Source organism: Bradyrhizobium manausense, from assembly GCF_001440035.1.
Lineage (GTDB): Bacteria > Pseudomonadota > Alphaproteobacteria > Rhizobiales > Xanthobacteraceae > Bradyrhizobium > Bradyrhizobium manausense.
The window spans coordinates 46,060-59,728 of sequence record NZ_LJYG01000054.1 but is presented as its reverse complement, the minus strand read 5'-3'; the positions used below and the strand labels follow the sequence as shown (position 1 = coordinate 59,728).

The window sequence follows — 13,669 nt, the reverse complement described above, 5'->3', positions numbered from 1 at the left end:
GTATCCCTCGCTATCTTTACATCGTAAAGATGCATAGAGCCAGGCACGGCTTCCGTCAAGTGAAATCTTTACACTGTCAATATTGCGTCATATAGCTTGCAAATGGCCAAGAGCGATACCAGGGGCGACACCAAGGGCGGAACGGCACGTAGGCCGCGCAGCCCCCAACGGACATCACAGGCATCTCGTGCCGCGCGCCGCCCGGCAGCAGCGAAGACCGAGACGCCGTATCATCATGGCGCCTTGCGCGAGGCACTGCTGCAGGCGGCCGAACGGGTGCTGGAGCGCGATGGGCTCGCCGGCCTGACGCTGCGCGCGGTGGCGCGCGAGGCCGGCGTCTCGCATGCCGCGCCGACCCATCATTTCGGAGATCTCACCGGCCTCGTCAGCGAGCTCGCGGCGATCGGCTTTCGCCAGTTCAATGCAGCGATGGCCTCGGCTTGCGATACGGCCACCTCGCCGCTGGAGCGGGCCCTGGCGCGGCCAAAAGCCTATGTTGCCTATGCCCAGGCGCATCCCGGCATGTACGGGTTGATGTTCCGCACCGAGCGGCTCGACTATTCGAGGCCCTCGTTGCATGAGGCTGCGGAATCCTCCTTTGCCGGGCTTGCCAATGCCATCAGCGCGATGCGGCAGGAGCCGATCAGCGGCAGGGCCCTGACGATCGAGCAGGGTGCCGCGATCGCGCGGGCCTGGTCGATGGTGCATGGCTTCACCATGCTGCTGCTGGACGGGCGGCTCGAGGATATCCTGGAGCGGCTGCCCGCAGGCACCACGGCAGAGCAGCTTCTGGAAGCGATCCTGAAGTCGACGGTGGCGGCCAGGATGCCCTCAGGGACCTGATCGAGCGAAACGTTCGATGCCACGGAACTCACGGCGCTGCACATTGTTCACTGTGGGCAAGCATCAAACGATACAGGGACAGGCCTGACAGCGGGGCGGAATCGTTCTAGAAGAGCGGCTTCGCTCGGGCTCAAGCAGCCTCGTCCGCGTCCTCTTGACACCTGATCATGCCAGTCATCGCTCCCCGCAAAGCCTATCGCGTCGGCCGTTCCAAGACCGGACTAGGCCTCTTCGCCACCATGCCGATCAAGAAGGGCACAAGGATCATCCGTTATTTTGGTCCGATCCTGGACTCCCGCATCCCTGAGCACGACGAGATCGAGAACAAATATCTGTTCGAGCTCAACAACCGCTGGACCATCGACGGCTCGGTGCGCAAGAACCTCGCGCGCTATATCAACCATTCCTGCCGGCCCAACGCCGAATCCGACGTGCGCCCGCGCGAGCGGAAAGTGTACATCCGCGCCATCAAGAACATCGAGCCGGGCGACGAGATCAATTACGATTACGGCACCGATTATTTCAAAGCCTATTTGAAGCCGATCGGCTGCAAGTGCCCGTCCTGCGAAAACAAACGCAAGAAGCAGCGCGCCGAAGCCCGGGCCGAACGCGCCAAGGTGAAGGCGCGCGCGGAGCGCAAGGCGCAGAAGGCCGGTGCAAAAACCACCGCGGCGAAAAAGAAGAAGCTGAACGGCAAGCATTTTGCCGGCAAGGTCGGCCGCGCGAAGGCGTAGTTACCGCCGGGCGGCTGGCGGCCTTCACGTCAATCCCACCACGGCCGTCATTGCTTCGCTGCGCCTCGCAATGACGGCGTTGATACAGCGTACTCAGATGTCTGACCGACACCCCCGCGCAATGGCGCAGCCATTGTCGCTGGAGGCCGCCGCTTCTGCGGCTCTCGAAGGGCGACGGCCCGGCCGCGCCGGGCCGTTCATCCTTCGAGGCTCGCTGCGCGAGCGCATTAGGTTGACGGGACTAACACCTCACGCCGCCACCGCACCGCCGCTCTTGCGCAGCCCCAGATATTGCAGCTCGGCGAACACGCCGGTCGCGATCGCCTGCGCCACGACCATGAGTTCGCCGAGGAGGTTCGGCGACACCGCGCCCGAGAACAAGAGCGCGATGCTGCCGACTGTCCAGGCGGCGTTGCCGACCACGACCAGCAACACCAGCGGCCTCAGGACCGCTGTGCGCGAAGCGAGCCAGCCGACCAGCGCGGTGTAGGCGATCAGGAACAGACCGGTTTCGCGCAGCAGCGCCTCGGGCAGGTTGAACAGGGTGGCAAATGCGCCTGCACCAAAAATGAAGCCGAGTGCGGCGACGCCGCTGAAGACGGCGTCGGCGAGCAGGGCGCGGCGCAGGAAGGTGGATGCGTCGATCATCAGAAGTCTCCTAGGTTGGGATGGCTTGGGGAACTCAATGCCTGCAGCGCCACCAGGCGCGGAGCAGGCGGGCGAGGCGGGACGGGCAGAGGCTCCTGCCGACGCTGTGCTCGAAGGCCGTGACATGTGCGACGACATAGTCGCCGGTCGAATGCACCAGCGGCTCCGGCATGTTGAGGCTGCGCGCCAGCATCCGGGTCGCGAGCGTCATCGCCCAGGGAAGAAGGTGGTCTGCAAGGGTGCGGTAGAGCAGCAGCGCGATCATGGTCATTCTCCTGTGCTCGGGAAGATGCGCTGGCCGGCGGCCCAATTCGATTACCTCGCGGGTAATGGAACGGGTGAAATACGCATGGTAGGTTTTGGACCATGAACGCACATGCATCCACGGCACGCGCCGAATCCAGCCAGCCGATCCATATCGGTGATCATTTGCGCGAATGGCGGCAGCGCCGCCGCATGAGCCAGCTCGACCTCGCCAGCGAGGCGGAGATTTCGGCGCGGCATCTGAGCTTCGTCGAAACCGGCCGCGCCGCGCCCTCGCGCGACATGGTGCTGCGGCTCGCCGAGCGCCTCGATGTGCCCTTGCGCGAACGTAACGTGCTGCTGGTCGCCGCAGGCTTTGCGCCGGCCTTTCCGCAGCGCTCGCTGGAGGATCCCGCCTTGAAATCAGCCCGCCAGGCGATCGACCTCGTCCTGAAGGCGCATGAGCCAAATCCGGCGCTGGCCTATGACCGGCACTGGAACCTGGTCTCCGCCAACCGCATGGTGGCGCCGCTGCTCGCCGGCGTTCCGGAGCGGCTGCTGGCGCAGCCTCTCAACGTGCTCCGGCTCGCCTTTCATCCGGAGGGACTGGCGCCACGCACGGTCAATCTCGCGGAATGGTGCGCGCATCTGCTCGAGCGTTTGCACCGGCAATGCGAGGCGACGGCCGATCCCGAGCTCATCAAGCTCTATCACGACCTCAAGAGCTATCCCATTCCGGCGCGCTCGGGGCCGCTGTCCGGCGACAATGTCGCCATTCCCTTCAAGCTGCGCCAGAATGGAGAGATACTAAGTTTCTTCTCCACCACCATGGTGTTCGGTACGCCCGTCGACATTACCCTGTCGGAGCTGGCGCTGGAGACGTTCTTCCCGGCAGACGAGCGCACCGCGGAGCGGCTCAGGCAGATGGCCGCGGCCATGACCTAGTTGCCTTCATGCGTGACCCTTGCCTCGGGGCGGGTTCGGCTTATCTTGGAGCAAACCCGCACCGCCCAAGGAGGCGCTCATGAGCACCCTCAAACCGCTCCAGATCGATGTCGTCTCCGACGTGGTGTGCCCCTGGTGCTATATCGGCAAGCACCGGATCGAGAGCGCGCTCGCGCTTGTGCCCGACGTTCCGGTCAAGCTGAACTTCCGTCCGTTCTTTCTCAATCCCTGGGTGCCGCGCGAGGGCATCAGCCGCGAGGATTATCTCACCACCAAATTCGGCTCGGTCGAGGCCTATAAGGGCATAGCGGGGCGCGTCGTCGCCGCGGCAAGCGAAGAGGGCCTCGTCTACAAGCCCGAGCTGGTCGCACGTCAGCCCAACACGACCGATTGCCATCGCCTGATCCTGTGGGCCGAGGCGATCGGCAAGGCGCCGGAAATGAAGCAGCGGCTGATGGAGCTGTATTTCCGCGATGGCGGCGATCTCACCGATGTGAACGTCCTGATCCAGGCCGCCGCCGATGTCGGCCTCGATGCCGACGACGTGCGCAAGCGCCTTGCCACCGACGAGGACGTCGCGCGTGTGTCGGCCGATGCGCAGGAGGCCGCCGACAAGGGCATCTCCGGCGTGCCGACCTATGTCTTCGCGCAGAAATACGCCGTTTCCGGCGCGCAGGATCCGAACCTGCTCGCCCGCGCCATTCGCCAGGTGTCGGCGGAGATCAACGCGCAGGCGGCGGAGTAGCGTCGGCTCGGTTGCGGAGCAGATGGACCGCGCGGCGCGCGACCTCGCGCGCATAGCTGCGTGTGCTGAGCGCCGCATGAATGAGCGGCACCATCGGACCATGTCGTCGCAGCGGGATCAGCACGTCGCCAATCGCAAGGCGGTCGCGCCAGATCGGGTTGATCATGGGATGGTCGGCGCTCGCGGTCGAATCCGCACTTGCGATGGTCGGATCTGCGCAGAGATGACGAGTCAGATCGAGCGTGAGCTGCACGCCCGGTGAATATTTTGCGAAGCGCTCGTCGATGCCGAGCTTGAAGAAGAAGGCGCGGTCCTGGTGGCGCAGCACGATGCCGGCCGCCACCGGAATTGTCCCGGCGCGCAAGCTGACGATCTCGCATTGCGCGGTCTCGGCAAGCGCAGGGACGGCGCGGCGGATGAAGGCCGCATCGCCCGTGTCCTGAAGCAGAGCGGTGCCGCGCTTGCCCTTCCAGCCGCTGGCCTCGAGTTGCAGGAAAATTTCGAGCGCGGGCCCGATCTCCTCGACCTTGCGCGCGACGTCGAAGCTGATCGCGCCATGTTCGGCCAGGCGACGACGCTGCCGGCGCAGCTCCTTGAGCCGCTTGGCACCGAGCGCCGCGTGCAGCAGCCTGTCGCCATCCTGTGTTGCATCGAGACTGGCACGGACATGGGAGCCGAGCACGCGCGGCCTCAGGCCGGCCCGGCCGAGCGCTTCCTTGATCGCGCCCATCGCGGCGCCATCAAGCGCAACGTCGCGCAGAACCAGCGCATGCGCACCAGCTTCGCGTGCCCGCTGCAGTAGGCCTGTCGCGGCCTCGGCCGGGACGTCGCGGTCGATCAGCGGACTGCACAGCGTGCCATAGGGATGCGCGTTCACCAGTGCGGGCAGGGGGATCTTGCAGGCCCGCCAGAGCGAGACCACCGGCATCAAGCCGATCAGTCGCCTCGAGGCGCCGGCGCGTACGGGCAAGGCCGAGGCACCGATACGGCCGCGCGCGGTTGCGCTGACGGCGAGCTCCCAAGCGGGCAAATAATAGCCGTTCGGCTCGACCGCCCGCTGCGCAAGCGCGCGCCACTGGCCGGGCTCGATGGCTGTGAGCGGGACGAGCGCAGCCGTTGCATCCTCTGCCGATGCCGGATTGATCGCAGCCTGGTGCGCGATGTCGACCACGTCACGTCGTCCCCGTTCACGCTGGCTCAGCCGGCGTTAGAGGTCATGCTTAGCGCAAAGATTGGAAAATACCGTTGGGAAACGCGTTCAATTCGAGCGGTATTGTTAACCTCTCATTCACCATCGAGGGTCGCGCCGAGGGCGTCGGTGTCACTGGTCGCGGGGTATGAAGTGATCGCGAGCGCTTGCGCGGCCGCCATCGGCGGTGTCCGTAATGGCGATATCGATGTCGCGCGAGGTCTGCGCTAGGTGGGCCGGGTCGACCTGCACCGACAGGCGGATCTCGCGGGTCTGATCCTGCCCGACCTCGATGACCGGCCTGTGATCGGGGCCGGCTGCGATGCCGGCGACGCGAACGGTCGCGCCCGGCAAACCCGAAACATCGAGTGCGAACGATCGGGCTGCGCCCTTGTTGAGGATGCGCACGGTGTAGTCATTGCGCACACCGCCATCCGAGAGCTGAACGAACAGCGGATTGCGCTCATGCAGCACGTTGACGTCCATCGTTGCGCGCGTGGCGAGGGTATAGAGCATGACGCTCCCGACGACGGCGATGGCTGCGGCATAGATCAGAGTGCGCGCGCGGATCAAGCGGTAGATCGGCGCCTTGCCGTCGCGGCGGCGCTGCATGTTGATGTCGGTGTCGTAGCCGATCAGGCCCGTAGGCCGGCCAATCTCACGCATGACGTTATCGCAGGCGTCGATGCACAGGCCGCACTGAATGCAGCCGAGCTGGATGCCGTGGCGGATATCGACTCCGGTGGGGCACACATTGATGCATTGGTGGCAGTCGACACAGTCACCGGCGAGATCGCCATGGGCGCGAGCGGCTTCGGCCTTCTTCACTGACATGCGCGGTTCGCCGCGGTCGCGACGATAGGTGACGTTGAGGGCCCACTCGTCGGTCAGCGCCGCCTGGATGCGCGGCCATGGGCACATATAGATGCAGACCTGCTCGCGGGCATGCCCGGCGAAGAGGTAGGTCGTTGCGGTCAGGATGCCGATCCAGAGATAGGCGACGAACGGGGCCTGGAAGGTGGCGAGATCCTTCACCAGCGTCGGAGCGTCGGCGAAATACAGAACCCAGGCGCCGCCAGTCCACCAGGCGATCATGATCCAGAGAAAGTGCTTCAGCGCGACCTTGCGGATGTGAGCGAGCGACCAGTAGCGCTTGTCACCTTGCATGCGCTCGCGCCGGTCGCCCTCAACCCAGCGCTCGACGGCGTAGAACAGGTCGGTCCACACCGTCTGCGGGCACATGTAGCCGCACCACAGCCGGCCGGCGAGGGCATTCATCAGGAACAGCGTCATTGCCGCGATGATGAGGAGACCGGTGAAATAATAGACCTCCTGCGGCCACAGCTCGATGAAGAAGAAATAGAAGCGGCGATGCGGAAGGTCGATCAGCACGGCCTGGTCAGGCAGGCCGGACCCGCGATTCCAGCGCACGAACGGTAGCAAGTAGTAGGTTCCGAGCGTGACGCAGAGGATCGCCCATTTGATGCGGCGGAACAGGCCGTGCACCGATTGCGGATAGACCTTCTTGCGCTTTTCGTAGAGAGGCCCTTCGATGAAGGTATCGTCAGTCATGGCAGCCTCCCCGCGTCGCGTTTGCGAAACGCCTCAGTCCGGTGCGCAGAAGAGGCGGTACAATGTCTCCAGCACCAGGCGTGCTTCCCGGCTCGCAAGGCTGTAATATATCGTCTGTCCCTCCCGCCTGGTTTTGACCAGGCTCAAAGCGCGCATCTTTCCGAGATGTTGGGATAGTGCCGCCGAGGAAAGGCCGGCGATGTCGGCGAGCTCACCGACGGATTTCTCGCCGTCCAGCATGTTGCAAAGAACCAGGAGCCGCTTCGGATTGCCCATGGCGGTGAGGAGGCGGGAGGCCTCGTCAGCCTTCTCCTCCAAAGCGACCAATTCCTGATTTCGGGGCTTGCGTGCCATGGCTGCGCTATATATTAGTATATTCGAAAATAAGAAGCAACGGAATTAAGAGATATCCTGTGCCCATGCCATAGGGCTCACACCGATTCCGGAGGATCAAAATGAGCGTCACCCATTTCACGCCGGTCGCCTCGCTGCTGGGCGGCGCGCTGATCGGTCTGTCCGCCGTGCTCTTGATGTGGGCGACGGGACGGATCGCCGGCGTCAGCGGCATCGCGGCGCGGTTGTTCCCGCCCTACGAAGACCGTGAGTTCGCCGGCCGGTTGGCCTTCGTTGCCGGCCTCATTGCTGCACCCTTGGTGGTGCGGCTCGTGACCGGAAGTCTGCCGGAGCAAACGATCGCCGCGGGGGTGCCGGCGCTGATCGTTGCGGGCCTGCTGACCGGCTTCGGGTCGGTGTGGGGCAGCGGCTGTACGTCCGGCCATGGTGTCTGCGGCCTGTCGCGACTCTCGGTGCGCTCGCTGGTGGCGACCGCGACCTTCATGGCGGCCGGCATGGCCACTGTTTTCGTGATACGGCACTGGAGCTGAGACGATGGCCATTCTCGTTCAATTCGCGATCGGCCTCGTCTTCGGGCTTGGTCTCATCGTGTCCGGCATGGCGAACCCGGCAAAGGTCTTGAATTTTTTGGACGTCGGCGGGATCCCCGCGGGGACGTGGGACGCGAGCCTTGCGTTCGTGATGGCCGGTGCGGTCGCAGTGACCTTCGTCGGATTCAATCGCGTCCTGAAGCGTGCGCGGCCGTTTTTTGCCGCTCGCTTCTATGTGCCGACGCGGACCGATATCGATCCCAGAATTGTCGCGGGTCCCGCCATCTTCGGCATCGGCTGGGGAATGGCAGGCTTCTGCCCCGGGCCGGCATTGACCGCGCTCGGTTTCGGCTCGGCGTCTGCCTTCATCTTCGTCGCGACGATGTGTGCCGGCATGGTGCTCGCCCGCTTCATCGCTCATTTGCCGTCGCTGACGCGCTACGCCACGCCAGCCGATCCGCTCGAAACCTGAAAATCAACAGAGAGTAGCGTCATGGACAAGAATTATCCCGCGATCACCAGGCAGATCTCCGCCAATATGAAAAAGCTCCGCAACGACATTCCCGACACGATGAAGGGATTTGCCGCGCTCGCCCAGGCGGCCACGCGTGACGGCGCGCTGGACAAGAAGACCAAGGAACTGATTGCGCTTGCGCTCGGTGTTGCCGCCCATTGCGACGGCTGCATCGGCTTTCACGCCGAAGCGCTGGTTAAGCTCGCTGCGTCACGCGAAGAGATCGAGGAAGTGCTGGGCATGGCCGTCTATATGGGCGGCGGGCCATCGCTGATGTATGCTGCGGATGCGATCGCCGCATATGAACAGTTTCAGCAGCAGATGGTCGCTGCCTGATCCGATCCGGCGTCAAGTCGAGCGAACAGACCGGGCGAAGTTGTTCGCCCGGTCCCGTCCCGTCCTATTGCGCTGCTTACCAGCGATCGTCGCCGACTCCGACGCCCACGCTGACACCGGGCGCGCGAATGCCGACGCCGGCGCGCGGGCCGTCATCCCAATCACGGTAGGTGCGGCGCTCGTAATAGCGTTCGCGCGGCATGCGCGCGTAGGAGTCGCGCACGATCACGCGAGCGCCGCCGTGGGTGCGGTAGCAATTGCCGGCGTCATCGCAGACGAGCCGGACCTCCTGAATGAGATCGGGGCTGGTGTATTCGCTGGTCGTATAGAGATCCGCAGCCTTCGCGCCGCTCCCCGCCGCCAGAGCGCCGACACCGGCCAGCAGTGCAATCGTGATCATCCTCATCCTGTCCTCCTCCGAAACTGCCCTCGGCGGTAACAAGAATGAGAGACCGCGATCGTTCCGGCTGAATTTCAGGTTTTTCCCGGAACCGGATTGTCGTGCGGCGTGAAGTTTCGCTAGATCGGCTGGTAGGCTTCCGACCCGCAGATATCATCTGCTTCCGCGCGCCGCCGGTCGATGATCTTCCCGCCCGATATCGTGACGATGTAGGTCTGGGTGCCCAGTGCCGAGCCCGTGGCGGAGGTGAGGTTCGCGCGGACGCAGGCCGTCCAGCCCGATCCGCGGACCTCGTGATGGGGCAGGGCGACCTGTACCTCGCGCGGATAGGATGTGTTGAGAAAGACCACGTCAATCTGCTCGCGGACCACGCGCTTGACATCCGGCGGCGGCTCGGGCGGCGGCTGTTCGGCCTCCTTGATGCGCATGAATTCGGGCACTGGCGCGCGGCTGTCGGCAAAGCCGCACGCACCGAGCGCGAGCACGCAGGCAAGCAGCGCCACATGAGCAACAATCCGCAACATTCGTGAAGGTCCCCCGCGGGCCAACAGATAGGCGCGAATTCGAACGGAACGAAGTCCTGCCCGATCAACATTTGCTGAAGGGCTGGGGTGCGCCGCGTTAGCTATGATTCGTCGCAGGCGCAGATGGGCGGCGGCCAGCGCCATTCGAACGAGGCCGACAACACGCCCAAGGCCGACGAAGGGCCCAAGCTGGGGTAGCGACCCCGGCGGTTCAGGCCTCGCCCTTCAGCCAGGTGATCGCGCTCGATGCCGCTGGAATGGCCCGGCGAAGTCCGGAACACAAATTGATGCTTGCGTGCGTGTCGTGCGAACCGTCATTCACATCCTGCGCGCTATTGCACGAAGGCGAGGCCGACACGCCTGCCGTTTCGCCACACCGCGCGGCAATGCCGCACGAAATTGTCGCATGAAATCGACAGCGTGAACGAGGGCGGCAATAAACCAGGAGTTTCAAGGTCTATCGCGGCACCGCGGTCCGAGATGTTGCGCACCGTGCAAGCCACGCCGCTGCCTTCAAAGGTGACCGTACCACCCTTGAAAACCCGATGACGTTGCGTTGCACGCTTCTCGATCATCCGCGTTGGTCCATAGTGACGATTGTGAAATAGCGCATAGAAATTGCGTTGATCTAAACTCAATACTGGCGCTACTTGCACGGCGCTTAAGATTTCGTTTACGACGTTGAGGCGGCGAGTTACTCCGCCGTGTTTATTCCGCAAGCCTTTCCTTTATGGCGTTACGCGCCCATGGAGATTCCGAATGAAGACCAAGCTTTCCCTTTTGTTCGCCGCAGCGCTCTCTTTGACATCGATGCCCGCCCACGCCGTCAAGTGGGATCTCTCGACCATGACCTGCAAGCAGTTCCTCGAGAGCGGCGGGGACAACATCGCCGTCGTGCTGACCTGGATGGACGGCTGGTACAAGGGCGACGAGGACAACGCGATCATCGACACCGAGGTCTTCATCGAAAACGCCAAGAAGTTCGGAGCCTATTGCGGAAAGAATCCGACCGTCAGCGTCGTCACCGCTGCCGACGAAATTCTCGGCAAGTAATCCTTGAAGTAATTCTTGAAGCGAGCGGGCCGAGGCGTGATTGCGATCGCGCCTCGGCTCTCGCTTCGATATCATTGGCACGGAGAGCCGCGGTGCGTCTTTGCGCGCACGCGGCTCTCTTCGTTTCGGATGATGCTCAGCCCGGCAGCATCGCGAACGCGCTCGACACCATCGCGACCTGCTTGTTGTCGCTGGCGGAGAGCAGGGTGACGCGACCGAAGCTCATGGTGCGTCCCAGTCGCACCACGCGCGCATCCGCCAGCACATCCGACGAGGCGACCGCGCGCATGAAATGCGTGGTCTGGTCCACCGTCGTCATCGGACGATAGCCCTTGTTGGCGGCGAGGTTCGCGATCACCATCGCGGTGTCGGCCAGCGCCATCAAGGCCTGGCCGCAGACAACGCCGCCGTTGCGGCATAGCTTCTCCGAGAACGGCATGCGGAGCAGCGCACCAGGCTGCCAGTCCGGCACATCGGCCGGCGGCGTGTGCTCGATGCGCTCGACGGAGAGGTTGAGATCCTGGACCCAGGGCGCAAAGACCTCGCCGAGGATGCGTCTGGCCTCGGCGATGCCGAACTCGGCTTCAGGCTGTGATGGCATTGCGGTCGTTTCCTCCTGTGTTGCCCGATGTTTCGTCCACTCTGCGCGCTTGGGCGCGGTGACGTCACTGCTGCGGTCGGCTTGAAAATGCCTGACTTGGCCCGATATGATGCCATGCTTGGGAGCGGGTGGACGATGTTGCGTCGATGTGTCCTGATATTTTGCTTGGCCGCGCTCGGCCTGGCGCTGAACGGCTGCACCAAATGCGGTCCGATTTGGGACGACTGGCTCCATGAGCCGAAATCGTGCAGGTCGGATCGGCTCTAGCGGGCTGAAGCGGGGCCCGGCGCTGCGCAGAGGGGCAGGGTGTGGTATCCGCCCTCCATCCACGATCAAGGAGTGAGTGATGAAGCTTTTCCGTATGGCGGTGGTGCTGGCGCTGGTGGCTGGACCGGCCTTCGCGCAGGATGGGGCGGCACCCCATATCAATCTGATGGCTGATGGCCCGCCCAAGACCGATGATGAGAAGGCCGCGGATGCTGCGCGTGAGAAGGCCTACAAGGAAACGCTGAAGAAGATTCCGGATGCCAAGGCGTCCAACGATCCCTGGGGCGGGATGCGCGCCGACCCGCCGAAGCAGCCCGCGCCGAAGACTTCGGCCGTCACCAGCGCGCCCAAGAAGCCCAAGGCCGGGACGGCCGCCAATTGACCGCGCTCCCGGAGGCGGTTGGCGCCTCCGGCGGGACTCGCCTTTGCCTGGTAGCGATCCTACATCCTTCGCAGTGTAGCGTTGAGGAGGCAGGACATGGCGGATCGTCCGCGGGACCTCGCCGAGCGGATGGCGCGCCGGCGCAAACCGGCCGCCAGAGCGAGCGAACCGGCCGGCGACGGCTATCTGCGCGAGAGCTTCACCCTGCCGCGCGCCGCGGCAAGAGCAAGGGCGCAGGCCTTTTTCGCGCGCTATCCGAAAGCCGGTTACATGAGCGAGGTCGAAACCTGGCGCGAATTGCCCGGCGGCGACATCGAATTCACCATGCGGCGGTTGCCCAGCGCGGACTAGTCGTCTCGGTTTCGGTCAACCCGGCCGGTTCACGCCGTCTTGCCCGATCGCCTTCAGTTCCCGATCGATGCGTAACTGCACCCGACGGATGGCCAAGAGGTCGATCTTCGTCTCGGTCTTACCTGTCTTGGTCTCGTCGCCGATCCGGAACTGCCATTGCCACACACCCGGGATCGCCGTCTTTGCAACCGTGAACTCTACGCCCCTGTGATTCATGGTCACCTCCACGATTCACCTATCCATGTGCGCAAACATGTTGGGCGTGAGAATATTCCGCCGACAAGCGAAATTTGCCGTTAAGTGGAGGAAAATTCACGAAGATCCTGAAAGCGCGCGCAGCTCGAAGCATGCGAAATCAGATTCCGAAACTGGAGGCCGACGGTCGCGTTGCATGCGGAGCTGGTACCGCGATTCAAGGCCGCGCACCCGCCTGCCAGGTCATCAGCCTTATGAACACCAGGAACTCTGTTCATGGCAGGAGAACCACGGAAGCGCGCGACATGCGCTCACGCGCGAAAAAAAACCCGCCAGGGGAGAGCCGGGCGGGTAGAAGGTTATTGGAGGCTGAGGTGCTGGGCTGCAACACCATAGCCAAATGACCGTAGCCCGCTCAGCTTACGACAGCCTGACAGAACGGATCGGCGACTGGGTTGGAGGCTCACTGTTGGTCCACCGGGCAAACCGACGCTGGAGCAGTCGCGTCCCAATTCAGACATCTCCGCGCACAACTTCAGACACAAGCGTTGGCGACACTTTCCGCGCACGGCGAAGCCATGGGGGATACGTGGCGCGCCGATAGCGGGGTGGCATCATGGACAAGGTTGAGCGGTCATTCGCCGCCGCGACGGCGGCTGGCTTCGTGGTGTTGGTGATCGGCATCGTGCTACTGGCGCTGATGTAGGGACCGAGCGGCACGCGCCGCCATAGCTGCGAAAACAACCCCATGCACAGTAGGCAGCGACTCGCTTCGCGTGGCCTTTATCGTTAGTGCACCTTGATCTCGTCCAGGGGCAGATGCAGATCGGCGGCGCGCTCCTCGCGGTCCTTCTTGCGGAACTCGCTTTCCCTGCGCTCGAACTTCAGCATCTCCTCGAGCGCGGCCGCGCGCAGCTGGTTGCGCCTGTTCGCATCGTGGTGCGCATCTTCCGTCATGACCCGATCCCCGACTGTGGCAGCGCCGTTCTCCAGGAAACGCCCGCGGCCACAGAAAAGTTCTGTGCCGAAGCATTGCGAAATTATGACGGCAGAACGGCTCTTCCGTCTTTGATACACATCATGTGTCAGAAGAGCGCCGAAAGCTCATTTCGGGAAAAGGACATCCAATGTTCCCCTGCCGGAACACCGCAGTTTAACGGACTTCACATCCTCCACGATCTCGGTAGAAATACGTGGGCCGGGGCTGGAATTTGATCCCGAACAATTATTGCAACCGGCAAGG

The 13,669-nt window shown here is 63.6% G+C and carries 21 protein-coding genes; 10 read left to right on the top strand and 11 right to left on the bottom strand.

Annotation, left to right across the window (positions count from 1 at the left end):
- Positions 1–102 precede the first annotated feature (102 nt).
- Both AOQ71_RS14505 and AOQ71_RS14500 read left to right on the top strand, forming a co-directional pair.
- A complete protein-coding gene (locus tag AOQ71_RS14505) occupies positions 103–843 on the top strand; it encodes a TetR/AcrR family transcriptional regulator (protein WP_057747362.1) in 741 nt (246 codons plus the stop codon).
- Between the two features lie 167 nt (positions 844–1,010).
- Positions 1,011–1,577, top strand: a complete 567-nt coding sequence (locus AOQ71_RS14500; protein WP_057747361.1) for an SET domain-containing protein — start codon at positions 1,011–1,013, stop codon at positions 1,575–1,577.
- A 249-nt stretch (positions 1,578–1,826) separates the two neighbouring features.
- Here the strand turns inward: AOQ71_RS14500 and AOQ71_RS14495 are convergent, their stop codons facing one another.
- Together AOQ71_RS14495 and AOQ71_RS14490 are read right to left on the bottom strand one after the other, a co-directional pair.
- Complete coding sequence (locus tag AOQ71_RS14495; protein ID WP_057747360.1) at positions 1,827–2,225, bottom strand: hypothetical protein; 399 nt, start codon at positions 2,223–2,225, stop codon at positions 1,827–1,829.
- Positions 2,226–2,259: 34 nt separating this feature from the next.
- Positions 2,260–2,490: a hypothetical protein gene (locus tag AOQ71_RS14490; RefSeq protein WP_205668222.1), complete on the bottom strand. Its 231-nt coding sequence runs from the start codon at positions 2,488–2,490 to the stop codon at positions 2,260–2,262.
- 101 nt (positions 2,491–2,591) lie between these two features.
- On the opposite strand from AOQ71_RS14490, the gene AOQ71_RS14485 reads away from it, so the two are divergent.
- On the top strand, positions 2,592–3,413 hold the full coding sequence (locus AOQ71_RS14485; RefSeq protein ID WP_057747358.1) for a helix-turn-helix domain-containing protein: 822 nt from the start codon (positions 2,592–2,594) through the stop codon (positions 3,411–3,413).
- A 79-nt stretch (positions 3,414–3,492) separates the two neighbouring features.
- Positions 3,493–4,158, top strand: a complete 666-nt coding sequence (locus AOQ71_RS14480; RefSeq protein ID WP_057747357.1) for a DsbA family oxidoreductase — start codon at positions 3,493–3,495, stop codon at positions 4,156–4,158.
- Here the strand turns inward: AOQ71_RS14480 and AOQ71_RS14475 are convergent.
- The 3 genes from AOQ71_RS14475 to AOQ71_RS14465 all read right to left on the bottom strand — a co-directional run bounded on the left by AOQ71_RS14475 (position 4,136) and on the right by AOQ71_RS14465 (position 7,273).
- Positions 4,136–5,329 (bottom strand): GNAT family N-acetyltransferase, encoded by a 1,194-nt coding sequence (locus tag AOQ71_RS14475; protein WP_057747356.1) that lies wholly within the window; start codon positions 5,327–5,329, stop codon positions 4,136–4,138. The genes AOQ71_RS14480 and AOQ71_RS14475 overlap by 23 nt on opposite strands.
- A 150-nt stretch (positions 5,330–5,479) precedes the next feature.
- Positions 5,480–6,919 (bottom strand): cytochrome c oxidase accessory protein CcoG, encoded by a 1,440-nt coding sequence (ccoG, locus tag AOQ71_RS14470; protein ID WP_057747355.1) that lies wholly within the window; start codon positions 6,917–6,919, stop codon positions 5,480–5,482.
- Positions 6,920–6,952: 33 nt separating this feature from the next.
- Entirely contained in the window at positions 6,953–7,273 is a 321-nt protein-coding gene (locus AOQ71_RS14465; RefSeq protein ID WP_057747354.1) for an ArsR/SmtB family transcription factor, read from the bottom strand.
- 101 nt (positions 7,274–7,374) lie between these two features.
- On the opposite strand from AOQ71_RS14465, the gene AOQ71_RS14460 reads away from it, so the two are divergent.
- Genes AOQ71_RS14460 through AOQ71_RS14450 form a run of 3 tightly spaced genes read left to right on the top strand, consistent with a single transcriptional unit; the run spans position 7,375 to position 8,653 of the window.
- Positions 7,375–7,803, top strand: coding sequence for a YeeE/YedE family protein (locus AOQ71_RS14460; protein WP_057747353.1), 429 nt, complete (start codon positions 7,375–7,377; stop codon positions 7,801–7,803).
- A gap of 4 nt (positions 7,804–7,807) precedes the next feature.
- On the top strand, positions 7,808–8,275 hold the full coding sequence (locus AOQ71_RS14455; protein ID WP_057747352.1) for a DUF6691 family protein: 468 nt from the start codon (positions 7,808–7,810) through the stop codon (positions 8,273–8,275).
- Between the two features lie 21 nt (positions 8,276–8,296).
- On the top strand, positions 8,297–8,653 hold the full coding sequence (locus AOQ71_RS14450) for a carboxymuconolactone decarboxylase family protein (protein ID WP_057747351.1): 357 nt from the start codon (positions 8,297–8,299) through the stop codon (positions 8,651–8,653).
- Positions 8,654–8,729: 76 nt separating this feature from the next.
- On the opposite strand, the gene AOQ71_RS14445 is transcribed toward AOQ71_RS14450, so the two are convergent.
- The 3 genes from AOQ71_RS14445 to AOQ71_RS14435 form a co-directional block, all read right to left on the bottom strand.
- On the bottom strand, positions 8,730–9,059 hold the full coding sequence (locus AOQ71_RS14445; protein ID WP_057747350.1) for a hypothetical protein: 330 nt from the start codon (positions 9,057–9,059) through the stop codon (positions 8,730–8,732).
- Positions 9,060–9,172: 113 nt separating this feature from the next.
- The gene (locus AOQ71_RS14440) at positions 9,173–9,577 is read right to left on the bottom strand and encodes a hypothetical protein (protein WP_057747349.1); all 405 of its coding nucleotides are present in this window, start codon (positions 9,575–9,577) and stop codon (positions 9,173–9,175) included.
- Between the two features lie 332 nt (positions 9,578–9,909).
- Positions 9,910–10,152, bottom strand: a complete 243-nt coding sequence (locus tag AOQ71_RS14435) for a PilZ domain-containing protein (RefSeq protein ID WP_057747348.1) — start codon at positions 10,150–10,152, stop codon at positions 9,910–9,912.
- A 184-nt stretch (positions 10,153–10,336) separates the two neighbouring features.
- Between AOQ71_RS14435 and AOQ71_RS14430 the strand changes: the two genes are divergently transcribed.
- Positions 10,337–10,630 (top strand): HdeA family protein, encoded by a 294-nt coding sequence (locus tag AOQ71_RS14430; protein WP_057747347.1) that lies wholly within the window; start codon positions 10,337–10,339, stop codon positions 10,628–10,630.
- 136 nt (positions 10,631–10,766) lie between these two features.
- Here the strand turns inward: AOQ71_RS14430 and AOQ71_RS14425 are convergent, their stop codons facing one another.
- On the bottom strand, positions 10,767–11,231 hold the full coding sequence (locus tag AOQ71_RS14425; RefSeq protein ID WP_057747402.1) for a PaaI family thioesterase: 465 nt from the start codon (positions 11,229–11,231) through the stop codon (positions 10,767–10,769).
- A 346-nt stretch (positions 11,232–11,577) separates the two neighbouring features.
- On the opposite strand from AOQ71_RS14425, the gene AOQ71_RS14420 reads away from it, so the two are divergent.
- Together AOQ71_RS14420 and AOQ71_RS14415 are read left to right on the top strand one after the other, a co-directional pair.
- Positions 11,578–11,880 (top strand): lysozyme inhibitor LprI family protein, encoded by a 303-nt coding sequence (locus tag AOQ71_RS14420; protein ID WP_057747346.1) that lies wholly within the window; start codon positions 11,578–11,580, stop codon positions 11,878–11,880.
- A gap of 96 nt (positions 11,881–11,976) precedes the next feature.
- A complete protein-coding gene (locus tag AOQ71_RS14415; RefSeq protein WP_057747345.1) occupies positions 11,977–12,231 on the top strand; it encodes a hypothetical protein in 255 nt (84 codons plus the stop codon).
- A 15-nt stretch (positions 12,232–12,246) separates the two neighbouring features.
- On the opposite strand, the gene AOQ71_RS14410 is transcribed toward AOQ71_RS14415, so the two are convergent.
- Both AOQ71_RS14410 and AOQ71_RS46295 read right to left on the bottom strand, forming a co-directional pair.
- Complete coding sequence (locus AOQ71_RS14410; RefSeq protein WP_057747401.1) at positions 12,247–12,447, bottom strand: hypothetical protein; 201 nt, start codon at positions 12,445–12,447, stop codon at positions 12,247–12,249.
- Positions 12,448–13,215: 768 nt separating this feature from the next.
- The gene (locus tag AOQ71_RS46295; RefSeq protein ID WP_083514196.1) at positions 13,216–13,383 is read right to left on the bottom strand and encodes a hypothetical protein; all 168 of its coding nucleotides are present in this window, start codon (positions 13,381–13,383) and stop codon (positions 13,216–13,218) included.
- Positions 13,384–13,669: the final 286 nt, after the last annotated feature.

Coding starts and splice junctions, on each gene's coding strand:
- AOQ71_RS14460 (WP_057747353.1), top strand. CDS start 7,375: ATGAGCGTCACCCATTTCACGCCGGTCGCCTCGCTGCTGGGCGGCGCG.
- AOQ71_RS14500 (WP_057747361.1), top strand. CDS start 1,011: ATGCCAGTCATCGCTCCCCGCAAAGCCTATCGCGTCGGCCGTTCCAAG.
- AOQ71_RS14485 (WP_057747358.1), top strand. CDS start 2,592: ATGAACGCACATGCATCCACGGCACGCGCCGAATCCAGCCAGCCGATC.
- AOQ71_RS14420 (WP_057747346.1), top strand. CDS start 11,578: ATGAAGCTTTTCCGTATGGCGGTGGTGCTGGCGCTGGTGGCTGGACCG.
- AOQ71_RS14445 (WP_057747350.1), bottom strand. CDS start 9,059: ATGAGGATGATCACGATTGCACTGCTGGCCGGTGTCGGCGCTCTGGCG.
- AOQ71_RS14410 (WP_057747401.1), bottom strand. CDS start 12,447: ATGAATCACAGGGGCGTAGAGTTCACGGTTGCAAAGACGGCGATCCCG.
- AOQ71_RS14495 (WP_057747360.1), bottom strand. CDS start 2,225: ATGATCGACGCATCCACCTTCCTGCGCCGCGCCCTGCTCGCCGACGCC.
- AOQ71_RS14425 (WP_057747402.1), bottom strand. CDS start 11,231: ATGCCATCACAGCCTGAAGCCGAGTTCGGCATCGCCGAGGCCAGACGC.
- AOQ71_RS14455 (WP_057747352.1), top strand. CDS start 7,808: ATGGCCATTCTCGTTCAATTCGCGATCGGCCTCGTCTTCGGGCTTGGT.
- AOQ71_RS14490 (WP_205668222.1), bottom strand. CDS start 2,490: ATGATCGCGCTGCTGCTCTACCGCACCCTTGCAGACCACCTTCTTCCC.
- AOQ71_RS14430 (WP_057747347.1), top strand. CDS start 10,337: ATGAAGACCAAGCTTTCCCTTTTGTTCGCCGCAGCGCTCTCTTTGACA.
- AOQ71_RS14480 (WP_057747357.1), top strand. CDS start 3,493: ATGAGCACCCTCAAACCGCTCCAGATCGATGTCGTCTCCGACGTGGTG.
- AOQ71_RS14465 (WP_057747354.1), bottom strand. CDS start 7,273: ATGGCACGCAAGCCCCGAAATCAGGAATTGGTCGCTTTGGAGGAGAAG.
- AOQ71_RS14435 (WP_057747348.1), bottom strand. CDS start 10,152: ATGATCGAGAAGCGTGCAACGCAACGTCATCGGGTTTTCAAGGGTGGT.
- ccoG (WP_057747355.1), bottom strand. CDS start 6,919: ATGACTGACGATACCTTCATCGAAGGGCCTCTCTACGAAAAGCGCAAG.
- AOQ71_RS14415 (WP_057747345.1), top strand. CDS start 11,977: ATGGCGGATCGTCCGCGGGACCTCGCCGAGCGGATGGCGCGCCGGCGC.
- AOQ71_RS14440 (WP_057747349.1), bottom strand. CDS start 9,577: ATGTTGCGGATTGTTGCTCATGTGGCGCTGCTTGCCTGCGTGCTCGCG.
- AOQ71_RS14505 (WP_057747362.1), top strand. CDS start 103: ATGGCCAAGAGCGATACCAGGGGCGACACCAAGGGCGGAACGGCACGT.
- AOQ71_RS14450 (WP_057747351.1), top strand. CDS start 8,297: ATGGACAAGAATTATCCCGCGATCACCAGGCAGATCTCCGCCAATATG.
- AOQ71_RS46295 (WP_083514196.1), bottom strand. CDS start 13,383: ATGACGGAAGATGCGCACCACGATGCGAACAGGCGCAACCAGCTGCGC.